Genomic DNA, 16,473 nt, shown 5'->3' on the forward strand with positions numbered 1-16,473 from the left:
GAGAGATTTGGGCGCCGGTCGCTGCGGTCCAGTAGATCGCACCGTTTTGGTAGCCCTGGGATTTGGCTCCGTTCGCGGCGGTCCGTATGTCGGTGGTGGGGTAGCCGAGGGGCCCGGATTCCCAGCCTTGGGCGCCCCAGGCGTCGCGGATGACACCGGATGAGATGCGGGCGCCGTTGGCTGCGGTCCAGTAGATCGCACCGTTTTGGTAGCCCTGGGACACCCCTCCGTTCACGCCGGTCTTCAAACCGGTCACGGCCCGTCCCAGCCCCGGAGAAACAGCCGCCAGATCAGCAATCGCCCTAACAGCGGCTTGCGGAATTCCGGCGTTGGCGAAAGCACTCAACTCTGCGTAGCTCCCGTTCCAGACATTGGAATCTCCGGCGAAAGGGCCGGACTCGCTGTACTGCCAGAAGGTGTAGCTCGACCAGCTCGATGGTAGGGGGCCGGCGTAGTTGCTGGCTGAACTGGGCCAGTAGGCGGTCCACAGCGGGAAGTCGCCAAATCCGGCTGCGTCACCGACGCACTGTTTCCACCACGAAGTGTTGGTATAGATGACCGGCATCCGGCCCGTCAGGGACAGCATCGTATTGCCGAAGTCGCGCGCCCAGCCTGCTAACTGGCCGGCAGACATGTCGTAACAGGTGTTTCCCTGATAGAAGCCATTGATAGTCCGTCCCGCATACGGGTTCGTCTCTAAGTCGAGAACCGGCGGCAGCGTATAACCGTCAGCGGACCAGCGGCCACCGCCCTGGACGAAGATTCTGGCTTGGTCCGCTCCCGAGGACGCCATGGGGTTGGCAAAATGATAGGCGCCCCGGATCATGCCTGCGTTCCGGGCACCTTGGTATTGGGAAGCGAAGGACGGACTCGAATAGTAATTGCCTTCAGTGGCCTTGATATAGGCGAAGCGGGCACCCATGTTCCACTGCTCCTGCCAATTGACGCCTGCTTGGTAGTAACTCACGTCCAGGCCCTGGACGCCAAACGTTGGGGTCCAGGTCCCTTCCGTGGCCAGCGACTCCGTTTTTGCGGGGGTACCACCGGTGGCGCCATGGCCCATCTCGGCACCGCCCGGACCGGCAGCCGCTGCCATCACGGACCTGTAGTCTGCTGGCGCCCCCGTCGTTGTTGCGGAAGGGCTCTGCTGGATTTCAGGGGTAATCGTTGAGGGTGCGCTGGTCGCTGCGGGTGACGGGTATGCCGTTGCGGACGGTGAAGGTGACCAGGTACCGGTAGGAGTCGCCGAGGTGCTCGGTGAGGGCTCGACGGCACCCGCCGGAGCAGCCAGCCCTGCACCCGCCAACAGAGCGGTGGCCAGAAGCGCGGCTCCAGCCCGGCTCTGGAGGTGACTGTTGGGGGGAAGTAGGGTCCGCTTCATTTGCCGCTCCGGAACAATGACACGATGGTGGCCGCGTCATGGTGGTCTCGCACCCGGGCTGAGCAATGCAAAGCTGTCCGCGATGTGAGAATGTCTGACTTGTCGCGCCCACCCTAACATCGCCTACTAGGGTGAACCAGAGTTTCTGGTGTTACTAGTGTGATAATTGTTATGAATCCGGATGGGGGTTTTCCACATACAGCCCGGCCAGGCCTTGTCCCGTGGCCCGCCCAACCTTAGGTTTAACCCAATTGCAGCGCCCCGGGGACTGGGCAAGCAGTCATATTGGGGGCCACTGTGGAGGCTGTACGCATTGTCGAGGACGAAGTCCGCGAGCTGATTCGACGGCGTGGCCTCGACCCGTTGAGGCAGGCCGGTGAAGTTCGCCGCCTTGTCGAGGCAGCCGTCATGGATTACGACGAGCGGGCCCTGCTGGGCCCCCTCCCGCCAATCGGTCCGCTGGAGACAGCCAGGCGGTTCGTCTTCGACGCAGTAGCCGGGTTCGGGGCTCTCCAGCCGCTGCTCGACGACCCGGCCATCGAGGAAATCTGGCTCAACGCTCCGAACGAGATCTACGTGGCCCGGAACGGCGAATCCGAGCTGACCTCGGTTTCCCTCACCGACCAGCAAGTCCGGGACCTTGTGGAACGGATGCTCAAGAGTTCCGGACGCCGGCTCGACATGTCCTCCCCCTTCGTCGATGCCGCCCTTCCGGACGGTTCCCGGCTGCACGTCGTGATTCCGGACGTGACGCGGCGTCACTGGGCCATCAACATCCGCAAGTTCGTCGTGAAAGCCAGCAGGCTCGAACATCTCGTGGAACTGGGCACGCTGACACCGCAGGCAGCCCGGTTCCTCGGCGCGGCCGTGGCCAGCGGCCTCAACATCCTGGTCTCCGGCGCAACCCAGGCGGGCAAGACCACCATGCTCAACTGTCTGGCGGCGAGCATCGGGACCCGCGAGCGCGTCATCACCGTCGAGGAAATCTTTGAGTTGCAGTTTCCGCTGCGGGACGTCGTGGGGCTGCAGTGCCGGCAGCCCAATCTGGAAGGTGAAGGCGAAATTCCCATGCGCAGGCTGGTCAAGGAGGCCCTGCGCATGCGCCCTGACCGGTTGGTGGTGGGCGAGGTCCGCGAGGCCGAGAGCCTGGACATGCTGATCGCCTTAAATTCAGGCATGCCCGGCATGTGCACCGTCCACGCCAATTCGTCCCACGACGCCGTCACCAAGATCTGCACTCTCCCGTTGCTGGCAGGCGAGAACATCTCGAGCGCCTTCGTCGTGCCGACGGTCGCTTCCTGCATTGATCTTGTGGTCCACTGTGCCCGCCATGCCAGCGGACGGAGAGAGGTGACGGAGATCCTGTCCTTGGGCCGTCGAGTGGAAAACGGCATCATCGAGTCCTCCATGGTCTTCGCGCTCTCGGACGGACAGCTGCAACCCAAGGCCAACTCGATGCCGGCCGCCGAGAAGTTCGCCCGTTCCGGTTATGACGTCGCGGCACTGCTGGAGCCGCGCTGATGGCCGCGATGCTCGGCATGCTTGCCGGTGCGGGGCTCCTGCTGGTCTGGTGGTCTGCCTGGGAACAACCCAACGCTGCCAGTGCCAGTCCTTCCAAGACCAGACGTCTGGAGGACCTGCTGCGGACCGCAGGAATCGAGAAGGTCAGCGGCCCCGGCCTGCTGGCAAGCTGCCTCGGCGTCGGAGTCTTCACAACCCTCGTCTTTTTTGCCGTGACCAGGTCCTGGCCGATCGCGGGCTGCTTTGGCCTGTTCGGGGGCTGGCTTCCCATGGCCATCGTGAAATGGCGCGCGCGGAAGCGCTCCGCAGTGCTGCGCCAGCTCTGGCCCGACGTCGTCGACCACCTGCGGTCGGCGATCCGGGCCGGTCTGTCGCTCCCGGAGGCACTCATACAGCTGGGTGACAAGGGTCCGGAGGAACTCCGCCAGGTGTTCCGCGATTTTGGCTCCGACTACCGTTCGGGAGGGCAGTTCGATCCTTCACTGACCCGCCTGAAGGACCGGCTGGCGGATCCCGTGGCCGACCGGATCATCGAGGCCCTCCGGCTGACCAGGGAGGTTGGCGGCTCGGATCTCGGCCGCTTGTTGGGCACCCTGGCGGAATTTCTGCGGGAGAGCGCCCGCACCAGAAGCGAGCTGGAGGCGCGTCAATCCTGGACCGTCAACGCCGCCCGGCTTGCGGTGGCAGCGCCCTGGATAGTCCTGGTGCTGCTGGCAAGCAGGCCCGAAGCGGTGGCTGCATACAACACACCCGTCGGGGCCGCCGTCCTGCTTGGCGGGCTGGCGGTTTCCCTGATCTCCTATGCCGTCATGTTGCGCATTGGTGCGCTGCCGGCCGATGAGAGGGTGCTCCGGTGACCGGGCTGACGGCGGCGGCAGTGGCCTGCGGACTCGTCCTCGGCAGCGGCGCCTGGCTGTTGATGGTCAGGCTGCCATTTATGCGCCCGGCTACGTTTGTTGAACGCATCGCCCCTCAGCTGAAGTCCCATAACGTGGAATCCCGGCTCCTGCGGACCGTACCGGGAAACATCACTCCTTTCGGACCCCTGGAGAGGATTCTGCGTCCGGTCATCGGCGACGCCGTGACGCGGCTGGGGAGACTTAGTCCGGGTTCCTCCGCGTTGAACCGTCGTCTGGCCAGATCCGGGAGCGGCAAGTCACCGGCCGACTTCCGGGCAGAGCAGCTTCTCTGGGGCGCGGCCGGATTTGTCCTTGCGGTCGGAGCCGTCGTTCTTTTCGGCGCGGCCGGACGGTTCAGTCCCCTCCTGGCCGTCGTGCTGGTGCTGGGCGGCGCGGCCGGTGGTTTCATGCTGCGGGACTACCTGCTGGGCGCCAAGGTCAGGAAGCGCGAAGCGCGCATGATGGCGGAGTTCCCCAGCATTGCCGAGCTCATGGCACTCGCGGTGAGTGCAGGTGAAAGTGCCACGGGCGCGCTGGACAGGGTGTGCCGCAGCGCCCGGGGTGAGCTGTCGAAGGACTTCACCCGCGTCCTGGCGGAGACCCGGGCAGGGAAGCCGCTCGTGGAAGCCCTGCAGGAGTTCTCGTCACGGACGGAGCTTGGTCCGTTGCTCCGCTTCGTGGACGGTCTGATCGTGGCGGTCGAACGGGGAACGCCTCTCGCCGATGTGCTGAGGGCACAGGCCCAGGACGTGCGGGACACGTCTAAGCGCGACCTGATGGAGTCCGCCGGAAAGAAGGAAATCGCAATGATGGTGCCCGTCGTCTTTGGCGTTCTTCCGCTGACAGTCTTGTTCGCCGTCTACCCTGGCCTGGCCGCGATCAGCATGGGTTTGTAGATCAGCGCGGCTTTGTAAAAGGGGCAAAAGGAACCGCAAGAAAACAGACGATGACAACCGAACCGACAAAGGGGAGAAAGTGAAACAGATCCCAAACCGCATGGCGCTATGGCTCTGCAGCATCAACCTTGTGCCCGGACTTGCCAGATTTTCCGCGGCACACGAGGTCACGGGACCTGAGCAGGCCGGTGATCACCCCGAGCGGGGCGATGTGCCGGGCTGGGTGATGATCACCTTGATGTCGGCCGTCCTCGTAGCAGCCCTGCTCGCGCTTGCCGGCCCCGCCCTGGAAGGACTGTTCAACCAGGCCATGGACAAGGTCGGGCAGTAGCACGTGCGGCTGCCCGGCAGAGGCTGGGGCAGAACTGACGAGCGGGGCTCGGCGGTGGTGGACTTCGTCCTTGTGGGCGGACTGCTGACGCTGTTCTTCCTCGCCATCATCCAGCTCACCCTGGTCCTCCACGTCCGGAACACGTTGATCGACGCCGCGGCCTCGGGCGCCAGGTACGGGACCCTCGCGGACCGCGGCGCCGGGGACGCCAAAGATCGGACTGCGCAGCTGATTGGGGTCGCGCTCAACCAGGAGTTCGCCACAGACGTGACGACCGCCGAGGCCACGTACCAGGGCGTCCGGACCCTGGAGGTCACCGTCCGCGCGCCTCTGCCCGTGATCGGGCTGATCGGTCCCCGCGCAGTCCTGGAGGTGAAGGGGCATGCGGCCATCCAGCCCTAACGGCGGCGGCGACGCCGAGCGGGGAAGCGCCGTCGTCGAATTCACGTTCCTCTCACTGCTGCTGATGGTGCCGCTGGTCTACTTCATCATCACCATGAGCCAGCTCCAAGGCGGTTCCTTCGCGGTCGTCGGCGCCGCGGACCAGGCCGCCAGGGTCTTCGTCGCCCAAACCGACGCCGCCGGCGGTCGGGCAGCCGCAGAGCAGGCCGTCCTTCTGGCGCTCGCCGACCACGGGCACTCCGCGGCAGGCGCCCGGGTCGAAACGAGTTGCGCCCCGGCAGACTGCATGGCCGCCGGCTCGGCCGTGACGGTCACCGTCCATCTCACGGTGCCGCTGCCGTTGGTCCCGTTCAGCGAGGCACTGAATCTGAACGCGGGGCAACTCAGCGCCTCCGCCACGCAACTGGTGGGCCGCTTCCGATGAGTCGTCCCCCAAAGCAGGGTCCCGGGCAGCGCCCCGGGCGGCGTCCGCGGCAAGAACCGGGCACCGGTCGACCACGCCGGGGCCAGGACAACGACGAGGACGGGCAACTCATGGTGCTGATCATCGGCTACGTGCTGCTCGCCCTGCTGCTGGCCACCGTTGTCACCGCCGCCTCGAGCGTCTACATCGAACACAAGAAGCTCCTGTCGCTGGCCGACGGAGCCTCCGTGGCCGCCGCGGACAGTTTCACGCTGGGACAGCTTGAGACCGCCGGCGGCAGCCCCACCGCCGTCCTCACCGGCGCCCGGGTGCGGGGCGCCGCCGTCGACTTCCTGGACCGCAGCAGCTCCTACACCCGGTTCAGCGGCCTCAGCATCGGGCCGGGAACGGGCAGCCCGGACGGCTCCACCGCCGTCGTGGTGCTCAGCGCCGCCGTCCACCCGCCCGTGGTCAATTTCCTGGTTCCTGACGGGATCAGGATCGAGGCGAGTTCGACGGCGCGTTCCCGGCTCACGCGGTGAGCCCCGGGCCGGGTCCGGGCGGCTCGCACGGATAGCGTAGGCTTAAAAAACCATGGCAAACATTGATTTTCCCGCAGAAATCCGCGCCCTGCGCGCCACGTACACCTCGATCGAGAACGTTTCGAACGTTGAGGCGCTGAAGGAAGACATCGCCGAGCTCAGCGAACGGGCCGGCGAACCGAATCTGTGGGACGATCCCGCGGCCGCCCAGGTGATCACGTCGAGGCTCTCGCATCGCCAGTCCGAACTGGCCCGCCTGAACTCCCTCACGTCCCGGATCGACGACCTGGAAGTCCTCGTGGAGCTGGGCCAGGACGAGGACGACGCCGACTCCATGGGTGAGGCCGCGGCCGAACTGGAGTCGATCCGCAAGGCGCTGAAGGACCTCGAGGTCGTGACCCTGCTTTCCGGCGAGTTCGACGAGCGCGAGGCGGTCGTCACGATCCGCGCCGGCGCCGGGGGAGTGGACGCCGCCGACTTCGCCGAAATGCTGATGCGGATGTACCTGCGCTGGGCAGAACGCCACGGATACCCGACCACCATCATGGACACCTCCTACGCCGAGGAAGCCGGGCTCAAGTCCGCCACCTTCGAGGTCAAGGCCCCCTACGCCTACGGCACGCTCAGCGTCGAGGCCGGCACGCACCGCCTGGTCCGGATCAGCCCGTTCGACAACCAGGGCCGCCGCCAGACCTCGTTCGCCGCCGTCGAAGTCATCCCGCTGATCGAGCAGACTGACTCCATCGACATCCCGGACAACGAGATCCGCGTCGACGTCTTCCGGTCCTCGGGCCCGGGCGGCCAGTCCGTCAACACCACGGACTCCGCCGTGCGCCTGACCCACATCCCCACCGGCACCGTGGTCTCGATGCAGAACGAAAAATCGCAGCTGCAGAACCGTGCCGCCGCCCTGCGGGTGCTGCAGTCCCGGCTGCTGCTGCTGAAGAAGGAACAGGAGGACGCCGAGAAGAAGGCGTTCGCCGGCGACGTCAAAGCCTCATGGGGCGACCAGATGCGCTCCTACGTCCTGAACCCGTACCAGATGGTCAAGGACCTCCGCACCGAGCACGAGGTCGGCAACACCTCGGCCGTCTTCGACGGCGAGATCGACGACTTCATCGACGCCGGCATCCGCTGGCGGACCGACAACCGCAACGCGGACAAGTAGACGCAACCAGTAGGCACAGGCAACCAGCCCCATCCGCCTCTTGCGTCACATCCGCCCCGCGGGTCTAATCCTGCGACACGCCCCCGTGCTCAGCCGGTTCCGCCCGGGCCCGTGCGTATAGTCGAGAAGCCGGAGCTCTACTTCCCCCACTAGAAAGCCCGCGCGCCGGCAGCAGAACTGGGCCCTACCGTCCCCGTCCTGCAGGGTTCTAGGGCCATGATCCGTTTCGAAAATGTCACCAAGGTCTATGACCAGAAGGCGCGACCCGCGCTGGACTCCATCAACCTTGAGATCGACCGCGGCGAATTCGCCTTCCTCGTCGGAGCCTCGGGTTCCGGCAAATCGACGTTCCTGCGCCTCGTCCTTAAAGAGGACCGCGCATCCTCCGGCGCCGTGTATGTGGCCGGCCAGAACGTGGCGAATATTTCCAGCTGGCGCGTGCCCAGGCTCCGCCGAGGGATCGGCGTCGTGTTCCAGGACTTCCGCCTGCTGCCGCAGAAAACCGTGTTCGCCAACGTCGCCTTCGCCATGCAGGTCATCGGCAAGAGCCGCAGCGTCATCCGCGACACCGTGCCCGAGGTCCTCAAGACCGTCGGCCTCGAAGGCAAGGAAAACCGCCTCCCGCACGAACTGTCCGGCGGCGAGCAGCAGCGCGTGGCGATCGCCCGCGCCGTCGTCAACCGCCCCGGCATCCTGCTCGCGGACGAGCCCACCGGCAACCTGGACCCCACTACGTCCATGGGCATCATGGGTGTGCTGGACAAGATCAATCAGAACGGCACCACTGTGGTCATGGCCACCCACGACGACGACATCGTCAACGAGATGCGCAAACGCGTCGTCGAACTCCGCAACGGCGTCATCATCCGGGACGAAGCCAAGGCACTCTACACGTCCATGATTCCAGTCGTGGGCCAGTCCCGCCGGCTGCGGGATGCGAGCGGCCGGGATCCCCAGTCCGCTGCCCCGGCAGCCACCACCCGCGCCGAAGCCCGCGCCGCAGGGGAGGCCCAGCTGTGAGGCTCCAATTCGTCCTCGCCGAGATCGGCAGCGGCCTGCGCCGCAACCTGTCCATGGTGGTCTCGGTCATCCTTGTGACGTTCGTGTCGCTGACCTTCGTAGGCGCCGCCGGCATGCTCCAGCTCCAGATCAACCAGATGAAGGGCTACTGGTACGACAAAGTCCAGGTCGCTATCTTCCTCTGCAGCGACGGTTCGACGGCGGCCGGGTGCGCCACCGGCCCCGCCACTGCGGAGCAGCAGGAAAACCTGCGCAAGGTTCTGGAGTCGCCCGCGGTTGCCCAGTACGTCAACGACTTCCAGTTCGAGTCCAAGGACGACGCCTACAAGCACTTCAAGGAACAGTTCTCCAATTCCCCGATCGTCGACTCGGTGACGCCGGACCAGCTTCCCGCCTCCTTCCGGATCAACATGAAGGACCCGGAGAAGTACCAGATCATCAGCGAAACCTTCTCCTCGCAGGCCGGCGTCGAAACCGTGATCGACCAGCGCCAGCTCCTGGAACGGCTCTTTTCCGTCATGAACGCGGCCTCCCTCGTGGCCGTGAGCGTCGCCGGCGTCATGATCATCTGTGCCATCCTGCTCATTGCCACCACGATCCGGCTCTCGGCCTTCAGCCGGCGCCGGGAGACGGGGATCATGCGCCTCGTCGGGGCGTCGAAGATGGTGATCCAGCTGCCGTTCATCCTCGAGGGTGTAATTGCCGCCGTGATTGGCGCGGCGCTGGCGTCCGGAACGCTGTGGGCCGTGGCGCACTTTTTCCTCGGCGGTTATCTGTCCAGGCAGTATCCCGACACCGCCTTCATCTCCGCAGGTCAGACGCTGATTCTTGCACCGGCACTGATCGGCCTGGGCATTTTGCTGGCAGGGGTATCATCTCTCCTGACGCTACGTCGATACTTGAAGGTCTAGCGTGCTTAACGAAAAAGGAACGTCCATGACATCGCTGCAACGACCCGCCCCGAAACCGGGCCCGGCCCGGCTCCGCGTGGCTGGCCGCCGCAGCCGCCTCGTCAGCGCCACGCTAGCGCTCGTCCTGGCGGCGAGCATGGGCGCGTCTACCCCGGTGGCGTTCGCCGACAACCTTGAGGACCAGCAGGCCACCCTCCGCGACGAGGCGGCCCGGGTCCAGCATTCCCTCGAATTCGTGGACTCCCGTATCGCCCAGGCCGCCTCGGACCTGGTCCTCTACCAGGGCCAGCTTCCCGGTGCCCAGCAGGCCCTGCTGGACGCCCAGGGGCGCGTCGCGAGTGCGGTCAAGGAAGCCGAGGCCCTCGCAGCCCGCGTGGACCTTGCGCAGCAGAACAAGGCCAAGATCACCCAACAGCTCGAGACGGACCAGCAGAAAATTGCCGACACCAAGAAGCTGATCGGCCAGATCGCCACCCAGGCCTACAAGTCCGGCGGTGTGCCGTCCAATCTCTCGCTGTTCTTCGGCTCCAACAACGGCGGCAGCCTCACGGATACCATCGACCTGGCCGACCAGGCGATGCGCAGCCAGAACTCCGCGATGGACAAACTCACCCAGCAGAACGCCACCAACATCAACTCCCGGGCCCGGCTCGAAGCCGTGGAAGCCGAGATCAAGGATCTTAAGGCCAAGGCCGACGCCGCGCTGGCACGCGAACAGGCCGCCCGCGACGAGGCGGAGGCCCAGAAGGCCCAGGTGGACAAGCTCATCGCCGACACCACCCGGCTCGACGCCGAACTCCAGGCAGCCAAGCCGGGAATCCAAAATCAGCTCGCCCAGGTCAAGGCCCAGCAGGACGCTGTCGCGGCTGAAATCGCCGAACGCGACCGCAAGCTGCGCGAAGCCTGGGAAGCCGAGCAGCGGCGCATCGCGGAGGCAGCCGCAGCCGCGGCCCGCGCCCAGGGCCAGGCTAAGCCCCCGTATGTGCCCGCCCCGCCAGGGAACCCGTCCGCGTTCGGCCTCCGGAGCCCCTTCAACGGCGTCCGGATCAGCTCGGGCTTCGGTTGGCGCGCGACGCCGCCGGGCACCATCGACTTCTACGGCCAGGGCGGCTACATGCACACCGGCATCGACTTTGCCGCGGCCTGCGGCACCCCCGTCTACGCCGCGGCGGCAGGCACAGTGTACTCCGCGGGATGGGCCAACGACGGCGGCGGCAACAACGTCAAGATCTCGCACGGCGTTGTCCAGGGCAACTCCCTGACAACGATCTACTACCACAACGTCAGCGTTACGGTATCGCCCGGGCAGCAGGTCAGCCAGGGACAGCTGATCGCCTACTCGGGAACCACGGGCAACTCGACCGGCTGCCACTCGCACTTCGAGACCTGGCTCAACAGCCGGGCCGTTGACCCGATGGGCCTGCTCTGATCCGCCCGGAGCGGAAGCGCTCCGGCCGGACCGCGGCCCTGCCGTAAACTGGAGGAAGCCCTCCGTCCCGGTCCTGCACCGATCCGGTATAGGGCCTCCCCTCGATCCAAGGAGTTCTACCGTGCCGAAAGAAAGTGGCCGTAAGGTAGTGGCCACCAACCGCAAGGCCCGGCACGACTACCTCATCCTCGACACCTACGAGGCCGGCATTGCCCTCATGGGGACGGAAGTGAAGTCCCTCCGCGAGGGACACGCCTCCATGGTGGACGGCTTCTGCACGTTCTACAACGACGAGCTGTGGATGGAGGGCATCCATATCCCCGAATACCACCAGGGGAGCTGGACCAACCACGCCGCACGCCGCCGTCGGAAGCTGCTGCTGCACCGCGATGAACTCACCAAGATCTCGCACAAAATCCGCGAATCGGGCTTCACCATCGTCCCGCTGCAGCTGTACTTCGTCGACGGCCGGGCGAAAGTGGAGATCGGCGTCGCCCGCGGCAAGAAGGAATACGACAAGCGACAGACGCTGCGCGAGCAGCAGGACAAGCGCGAGGCCCTGCGCGTCATGCGCGAGCGGAACCGGCGCTGACGAACCGCCGGACCGGCCAGGGAATGAATCCGGTGGGCCTTGCGTTATGATTGGTAGTCCGGGATGGACTCGTAAGTGTCCAGTCCGGGTTGAAAAAAGATAGTTGATAAAAAAATACGGGGATGATCGGTTTCGACGATGTTAGTCGCGACAGGTGAAGCGGGCCGAGGATGCAGAATTATCTCGTAAACGCTGTCTGCAAACCAATAAGTGCCGAATCAAAACGCACTGACTTCGCTCTCGCTGCCTAAGCAGTAAGACAGTCCGTCAGCCCGAGGTTGCTATTGCCCCGGATCCTGGCGTCATTTAGATAGCCACTGCTGTTTACCTCCGTCATCGGGGTGAACGGGACTCTTAGATGACTGGGCCCGGATCGGCCAGCTGTTTGCAGCATGGCCGGGGCCGAGAAAATCCGACGCAAACTGCGCCCGGAGAAGCCCTGACAACACGACATCGGACGGGGGTTCAATTCCCCCCATCTCCACCATCGGAGCCCCGGAAACGGTGCTCCACCCCGTAGAGTCCCACACAAAAGGCCGGAAGCTTCAGCTTCCGGCCTTTTGCTTTGCCCGGTTGTTGGCAGAAGCGGCCCGGCTGGCGGGCGGCGCTCATCCGAGTGCGTTCAGCGCTTCTTGATGTGGGCAACGGGGTCCGAGTGCGTCTCTGCGACGTTCTTGGACTTCTTCTCGGCCCGTTTTTCCTTGATGGTCTTCACGGGTTTCTTGACCGCGCTCCGGTGCGGCGTTTTGTCAGGCATGTGGGCGCTCCCTAACAGCAGGGGGCCGGGATGGCCCCGTGGTACTAAGTTACGCCTCAGGTACCGCGACGTCCACGATGCCGACGAACCTGCTGCCCACACCCTCATACTCGCTGCGGACCAGCCCGGCGCCGACGCCGGGAACCTCGTACGGGGCGTGGTGCGCACAGCACACATAAGTGAAGTCCGGCCACCACTTCTTCGGCCGGGCAGCCTCGGAGAATCCGCAGACCGCACACGTCAGCTGGACCCAGACCGGGCGTTTGCCGGTCCGGTTGGCCTTGGACTGCACCAGCCACGCCGGCGGGTTGTCCAGGAGTTCGCCGAGCTCGGCGTCGCTGAGCCGGGGCGGGATACTGTGACGGTGGGCCATCTCCAGCGGAATGTCGAGGATCTGGGCTGCTTCACGTCGGGTAACCATCCTTCAAAGATACGGGATGGGAGGGACCTCGAACTGCCCGCGAAAGGCCTGCGTTACGCCCGTCACAGGCCGGTGACGGCCAGCCCGAGCGCTGCCGCGGCCAGGCCGGCGATCAGGTTGGCGGCAATGTTGGCGGCGGCCGCGCGGTACCGCGTCTCGCTCACCAGCCGCACCGTGGCGGTGGTCCAGGAACTGAAGGTGGTCAGGCCGCCCGCGAGCCCGGTCGCGAGACCGGCCTGCCACTCTGCCCCCAGCCCCAGCCGGACCGTCAGCCCCACGGCCGCGCCGATGATGAAGGAGCCGGCGACGTTGACCGCGAGGGTCGCCCACGGCCAGTGCGGATGGCGCCCCGGGTGGTGCGCGAACCAGGAGTCGACGGCGAAGCGCAGCAGGGCGCCCGCGACGCCGAAGACCCCCACCAGGGCGGCGGTGATCATGATGCCTTGCCGGTGAGGTCGGCCAGGGCCTTGCCGGTCTTCCATCCGGCGGCTGCTGCGCCGAGTCCCAGGACGAGGGAGAGCCCGAGGTAGGCCAGCCAGCTGGCATGGAAGCCGCCACGGTACAGCTGGTCAAGGGAGAACACCACCGCCGAAAAGGTCGTGAACGAACCCAGCAGCCCGGGGCCGAGGCCGGCCCGCAGCCAAAAGGCGGTCTTTGGCCGTGCGATCCAGACGGTGGTGAGGGACGCGAGGACAAAACTTCCGACGACGTTGATCACCAGGGTGGTCCACGGGACGCTCCCCGCCGCCTCCGGGAACAGCAGCCCGGCCCCGTAGCGCAGTTCCGTTCCGATCAGGCCGCCGACGGCGACGGCGGCCCAGGCGCGCCAGCCCGGCAGTCCAGCCCGCATTCAGCGCCGTTCGAGGCGGCAGCCGGGATGGGTCGTCTCGCTGTGGACCCAGAGCGCGGAGGCTACTTCCTCGGCCAGGTCGAATTCGCGCCGGGTCCCGCCGGAGCCGATGCGTACCACCAGGGCACCGCCGAAGGGCTTCCTGCCCAGCACCTCGACGTCGGCGTCCAGCGCGATCTTCTCGGCGGAAAGGTAGCGCAGCAGCTCGGGGTTGTCGTCGCTGATGCGGGTGATCAGGCCGGTGTGGCCGTCGTCGAGCTCGCTCATCCGGTGGGCCGCAGGCATCTCCACGGAGCCGTCAGCGGCCGGGATCGGATCGCCGTGCGGATCCCGCACCGGGTTTCCGAGCTTCGCAGCCATCCGTTCGATGAAGGTGTCGGAGACGGCATGTTCCAGGAGTTCGGCTTCATCGTGGACCTCGTCCCAGCGGTAGCCGAGCTCCCGCACGAGGAACGTCTCGATGAGGCGGTGCCGCCGGACCATGGACAGCGCCAGCCGGACGCCGTCGGCCGTCAGCGTGATGGCGCTGTAGGGCTGGTGGTCCACCAGGCCCTGGTCCTTGAGTTTGCGGACCATCTCGGAGACCGAAGAGTTGGCGACGCCGAGGCGCTGGGCCAGCTGGGTGGAGGTGATGGGCTTGTCCTGCCACTCCGTAAAGGAGTAGATGACCTTGACGTAGTCCTCGATCGAGGAGGATGGCAGGCTGGTCTTCACACCGTCCAGCCTACCGTCAGGCGGCGCCGGAGAAGGTCAGCCACAGCAGGACGAGGTTGAGTGCGACCACCAGGACCACGGCGGTGATGGCGGCAACGCGGAGTGCCATTCCGTCCGCGAAGCGGCCCATCAGCGCCTTGTTGCTGGTCAGGACGACCAGCGGGACCAGGACGAAGGGAATGCCGAAGCTCAGGACGACCTGGCTGAGGACCAGGCCCCAGGTGGGATCGAAGCCGATGCTCAGCAGCACTACGGCAGGAATGAGGGTGACGACCCGACGCGTCATCATCGGGATCCGGATCTTGAGCAGGCCCTGCATGATGGAGCCGCCGGCGTAGCAGCCCACGGAGGTTGACGCCAGCCCGGAGGCGAGCAGGCCGACGGCGAAGATGACGCCGACGATCGGACCCAGGTTGGCGGTGATCGCGGCGTGGGCGCCCTCGATGGTGTCCGTTCCCTCCTCGCCGCCCAGGGTCGATGCGGCGAGGAGCAGCATCCCGATGTTCACGATCCCGGCAATGGCGAGGGCCGCCACGACGTCCCAGCGGGTGGCTTTGACCAGGCGCGTCATGGCTGGCGCGGGCACGTGGAGGTGCGGGTTCGGGCGGTGCCGGTCCCGGGAAAGGGCCGAATGGACGTAGATGGCGTGGGGCATCACCGTGGCGCCGAGCATGCTGGCGGCCAGCAGCACGGTGTCCGGACCCTGGAAGCCCGGGATCAGGCCGGCTGCGACGCCCGCCGGGTCCGGCGGGCTGATGAAGAGGCCGGCCAGGAACCCGATGGTGATGATGCCCAGCAGGAAGATGATGATGAACTCGAAGGGCCGCTGCCGGTTCCGGGCCTGGACTGCCAGCAGGAGCATGGAGACGCCGCCGACGATCACGGCGCCGAGGGGCAGGGGAAGCCCGAAGAGCAGGTAGAGCGCGATCGCCCCGCCGACCACTTCGGCCAGGTCGGTGGCAGCGGCCACGATCTCGGCCTGGACCCAGAACGCGCGGCGCCAGACCGGCTTGAGCCGCTCACCGAGGATCTCGGGCAGGCTCTTCCCGGTGACGATTCCGAGCTTGGCGGACTGGTACTGGACCAGCACGGCCATGATGTTGGCGGCCACCAGAACCCAGACCAGGAGGTAGCCGTACTGGGCGCCGGCTGTGAGGTTCGCCGCCACGTTGCCGGGATCCACGTAGGCGATCGAGGCGACGAACGCAGGGCCCAAAAGGCCGATCATGGCGCGGCGGCCGCCCTTTTTCCGCCGGGCGGGTACCTGTGGCGCCGGCGCTTCGTGTCCTGTTACTTCCAGCACGGCGGGCTCCCCTGGGTAGGTGCGTCACGACAACGCGGCCGGTGGCGGCGCGCTGTTGCCCGCCCCATAATTTGTAGCTGCCTATAAACAATTATTAGGCATACCGAAACCATAGGCCAGCGTGCAGATTCGGTGCAACGCCGGCGCGTGAAACCGTGGGCCCGCCGGGTCAGGCCCGGACGGCCCGCCAGCTCTGTGTCAGGTAGGGGAGGGGGAGTATTTCGCCAGGGCCGTGGCCCAGATGTTCGTGCAGGTACCACTCGAGATTGCCCAGGACCTTGGCGCGGACCGCTTCGCTGGCTGCAAGGTAGTAGCTGCGGGACTTGGTCAGCTCCATGATGTCGGCGGTGCGCACGGGATCTTCCCAGCGGGTGAGGTGGCTCTCCAGCCCCCCGAATTCAGGGCCCAGCGGCGGCCTGAAGTGGGGTTTGTGGACGTCGCCGGCATGCATGATCCGCGAGAGCCGGTGCACCCAGGGAACGGACGTGTCCAGCTGGTTCCAGACGAGCCCCAGGACACCATGGGGGCGGAGGATCCTGGCGATCTCCGTGCTGGCCAGCACGGGATCGCACCAGTGCCAGGCCTGGGCGACCGTGACGACGTCGAAAGCCCCGGAGGGCAGACCCGTGTGCTCGGCGGTACCCTCGACGGCGGTGACGCCCGGAAGCGTCCTGCGCAGCTGCTCCAACATGTCGGCCGACGGGTCAACAGCCACCGTGTGCAGCCCGCGCCCGGCCAGCAGCGCCGTGAACTTCCCGGTGCCGGCGCCCAGGTCCGCGGCGTCCTTCGCCCCGGCGGGAATCAGCCAGTCGGCCGAGTCGTCGGGGTAGCCCGGGCGCACGCGTTCGTAGTGCTCCCCGCCGTCCTGGAAGCTCTGCCCGAGCTCCTGGCGCCGTTCCCCGTGCAGTTTGGGGCCACCGCGTGCCACGTGCG

The 16,473-nt window shown here is 66.3% G+C and carries 20 protein-coding genes and 1 other RNA gene; 13 read left to right on the forward strand and 8 right to left on the reverse strand.

All coding sequences use genetic code 11. The annotated features are described in order from the left end of the window. The coding region (locus AC1DC5_RS13870; protein WP_476865537.1) for a GH25 family lysozyme at positions 1-1,096 on the reverse strand (1,096 nt) is incomplete at its 3' end. A gap of 582 nt (positions 1,097-1,678) precedes the next feature. On the opposite strand from AC1DC5_RS13870, the gene AC1DC5_RS13875 reads away from it, so the two are divergent. From AC1DC5_RS13875 to ssrA, 13 genes are all read left to right on the forward strand, one after another. Then, complete coding sequence (locus tag AC1DC5_RS13875; RefSeq protein WP_476865538.1) at positions 1,679-2,902, forward strand: CpaF family protein; 1,224 nt, start codon at positions 1,679-1,681, stop codon at positions 2,900-2,902. Further along, positions 2,902-3,759: a type II secretion system F family protein gene (locus AC1DC5_RS13880; RefSeq protein WP_441404588.1), complete on the forward strand. Its 858-nt coding sequence runs from the start codon at positions 2,902-2,904 to the stop codon at positions 3,757-3,759. Before AC1DC5_RS13875 ends, AC1DC5_RS13880 begins: the two co-directional genes overlap by 1 nt. Beyond that, a complete protein-coding gene (locus AC1DC5_RS13885; RefSeq protein WP_476865539.1) occupies positions 3,756-4,697 on the forward strand; it encodes a type II secretion system F family protein in 942 nt (313 codons plus the stop codon). The genes AC1DC5_RS13880 and AC1DC5_RS13885 overlap by 4 nt, the downstream gene beginning before the upstream one ends. Before the next feature lie 100 nt (positions 4,698-4,797). Then, positions 4,798-5,028, forward strand: a complete 231-nt coding sequence (locus tag AC1DC5_RS13890) for a hypothetical protein (RefSeq protein WP_476865638.1) — start codon at positions 4,798-4,800, stop codon at positions 5,026-5,028. 57 nt (positions 5,029-5,085) lie between these two features. Beyond that, on the forward strand, positions 5,086-5,430 hold the full coding sequence (locus AC1DC5_RS13895) for a TadE family protein (RefSeq protein ID WP_476865540.1): 345 nt from the start codon (positions 5,086-5,088) through the stop codon (positions 5,428-5,430). Then, on the forward strand, positions 5,411-5,854 hold the full coding sequence (locus AC1DC5_RS13900; RefSeq protein WP_476865541.1) for a hypothetical protein: 444 nt from the start codon (positions 5,411-5,413) through the stop codon (positions 5,852-5,854). Before AC1DC5_RS13895 ends, AC1DC5_RS13900 begins: the two co-directional genes overlap by 20 nt. 110 nt (positions 5,855-5,964) lie before the next feature. Then, positions 5,965-6,375: a pilus assembly protein TadG-related protein gene (locus tag AC1DC5_RS13905; RefSeq protein WP_476865542.1), complete on the forward strand. Its 411-nt coding sequence runs from the start codon at positions 5,965-5,967 to the stop codon at positions 6,373-6,375. Between the two features lie 52 nt (positions 6,376-6,427). Further along, positions 6,428-7,543 (forward strand): peptide chain release factor 2, encoded by a 1,116-nt coding sequence (prfB, locus tag AC1DC5_RS13910; protein WP_476865543.1) that lies wholly within the window; start codon positions 6,428-6,430, stop codon positions 7,541-7,543. Between the two features lie 216 nt (positions 7,544-7,759). Beyond that, a complete protein-coding gene (ftsE, locus tag AC1DC5_RS13915; protein ID WP_441404595.1) occupies positions 7,760-8,563 on the forward strand; it encodes a cell division ATP-binding protein FtsE in 804 nt (267 codons plus the stop codon). Beyond that, positions 8,560-9,474, forward strand: coding sequence for a permease-like cell division protein FtsX (gene ftsX / locus AC1DC5_RS13920; protein WP_441404596.1), 915 nt, complete (start codon positions 8,560-8,562; stop codon positions 9,472-9,474). Before ftsE ends, ftsX begins: the two co-directional genes overlap by 4 nt. A gap of 25 nt (positions 9,475-9,499) precedes the next feature. Next, entirely contained in the window at positions 9,500-10,903 is a 1,404-nt protein-coding gene (locus tag AC1DC5_RS13925) for a peptidoglycan DD-metalloendopeptidase family protein (RefSeq protein ID WP_476865544.1), read from the forward strand. Positions 10,904-11,024: 121 nt separating this feature from the next. After that, positions 11,025-11,495, forward strand: coding sequence for an SsrA-binding protein SmpB (smpB, locus tag AC1DC5_RS13930; protein WP_224047014.1), 471 nt, complete (start codon positions 11,025-11,027; stop codon positions 11,493-11,495). 118 nt (positions 11,496-11,613) lie between these two features. Then, positions 11,614-11,982: a transfer-messenger RNA gene (gene ssrA, locus AC1DC5_RS13935) on the forward strand. 135 nt (positions 11,983-12,117) lie between these two features. Here ssrA and AC1DC5_RS13940 read toward each other — a convergent pair. From AC1DC5_RS13940 to AC1DC5_RS13970, 7 genes are all read right to left on the reverse strand, one after another. After that, complete coding sequence (locus AC1DC5_RS13940; protein ID WP_263422131.1) at positions 12,118-12,252, reverse strand: hypothetical protein; 135 nt, start codon at positions 12,250-12,252, stop codon at positions 12,118-12,120. Positions 12,253-12,301: 49 nt separating this feature from the next. Further along, positions 12,302-12,673 carry a hypothetical protein gene (locus tag AC1DC5_RS13945; protein WP_476865545.1) on the reverse strand — a complete coding sequence of 124 codons (372 nt, stop codon included), beginning with the start codon at positions 12,671-12,673 and terminating at the stop codon, positions 12,302-12,304. A 62-nt stretch (positions 12,674-12,735) separates the two neighbouring features. Next, entirely contained in the window at positions 12,736-13,110 is a 375-nt protein-coding gene (locus AC1DC5_RS13950; protein ID WP_476865546.1) for a fluoride efflux transporter FluC, read from the reverse strand. Then, positions 13,107-13,523: a fluoride efflux transporter FluC gene (locus tag AC1DC5_RS13955; protein ID WP_441404600.1), complete on the reverse strand. Its 417-nt coding sequence runs from the start codon at positions 13,521-13,523 to the stop codon at positions 13,107-13,109. Before AC1DC5_RS13955 ends, AC1DC5_RS13950 begins: the two co-directional genes overlap by 4 nt. Further along, a complete protein-coding gene (locus AC1DC5_RS13960) occupies positions 13,524-14,237 on the reverse strand; it encodes a metal-dependent transcriptional regulator (protein ID WP_476865547.1) in 714 nt (237 codons plus the stop codon). It lies immediately after the preceding gene. A 16-nt stretch (positions 14,238-14,253) separates the two neighbouring features. Continuing rightward, on the reverse strand, positions 14,254-15,540 hold the full coding sequence (locus tag AC1DC5_RS13965; RefSeq protein ID WP_476865548.1) for an Nramp family divalent metal transporter: 1,287 nt from the start codon (positions 15,538-15,540) through the stop codon (positions 14,254-14,256). 169 nt (positions 15,541-15,709) lie between these two features. Continuing rightward, positions 15,710-16,468 (reverse strand): class I SAM-dependent methyltransferase, encoded by a 759-nt coding sequence (locus tag AC1DC5_RS13970; RefSeq protein ID WP_476865549.1) that lies wholly within the window; start codon positions 16,466-16,468, stop codon positions 15,710-15,712. Positions 16,469-16,473: the final 5 nt, after the last annotated feature.

Source organism: Arthrobacter sp. 10L424, assembly GCF_056395325.1.

Bases quoted from the DNA above. Each gene is read 5' to 3' on its own strand.
- AC1DC5_RS13945 (WP_476865545.1), bottom strand. From the start codon at position 12,673: ATGGTTACCCGACGTGAAGCAGCCCAGATCCTCGACATTCCGCTGGAG.
- AC1DC5_RS13955 (WP_441404600.1), bottom strand. From the start codon at position 13,523: ATGCGGGCTGGACTGCCGGGCTGGCGCGCCTGGGCCGCCGTCGCCGTC.
- AC1DC5_RS13940 (WP_263422131.1), bottom strand. From the start codon at position 12,252: ATGCCTGACAAAACGCCGCACCGGAGCGCGGTCAAGAAACCCGTGAAG.
- ftsE (WP_441404595.1), top strand. From the start codon at position 7,760: ATGATCCGTTTCGAAAATGTCACCAAGGTCTATGACCAGAAGGCGCGA.
- AC1DC5_RS13880 (WP_441404588.1), top strand. From the start codon at position 2,902: ATGGCCGCGATGCTCGGCATGCTTGCCGGTGCGGGGCTCCTGCTGGTC.
- AC1DC5_RS13890 (WP_476865638.1), top strand. From the start codon at position 4,798: ATGGCGCTATGGCTCTGCAGCATCAACCTTGTGCCCGGACTTGCCAGA.
- AC1DC5_RS13905 (WP_476865542.1), top strand. From the start codon at position 5,965: ATGGTGCTGATCATCGGCTACGTGCTGCTCGCCCTGCTGCTGGCCACC.
- AC1DC5_RS13900 (WP_476865541.1), top strand. From the start codon at position 5,411: ATGCGGCCATCCAGCCCTAACGGCGGCGGCGACGCCGAGCGGGGAAGC.
- prfB (WP_476865543.1), top strand. From the start codon at position 6,428: ATGGCAAACATTGATTTTCCCGCAGAAATCCGCGCCCTGCGCGCCACG.
- AC1DC5_RS13950 (WP_476865546.1), bottom strand. From the start codon at position 13,110: ATGATCACCGCCGCCCTGGTGGGGGTCTTCGGCGTCGCGGGCGCCCTG.
- AC1DC5_RS13925 (WP_476865544.1), top strand. From the start codon at position 9,500: ATGACATCGCTGCAACGACCCGCCCCGAAACCGGGCCCGGCCCGGCTC.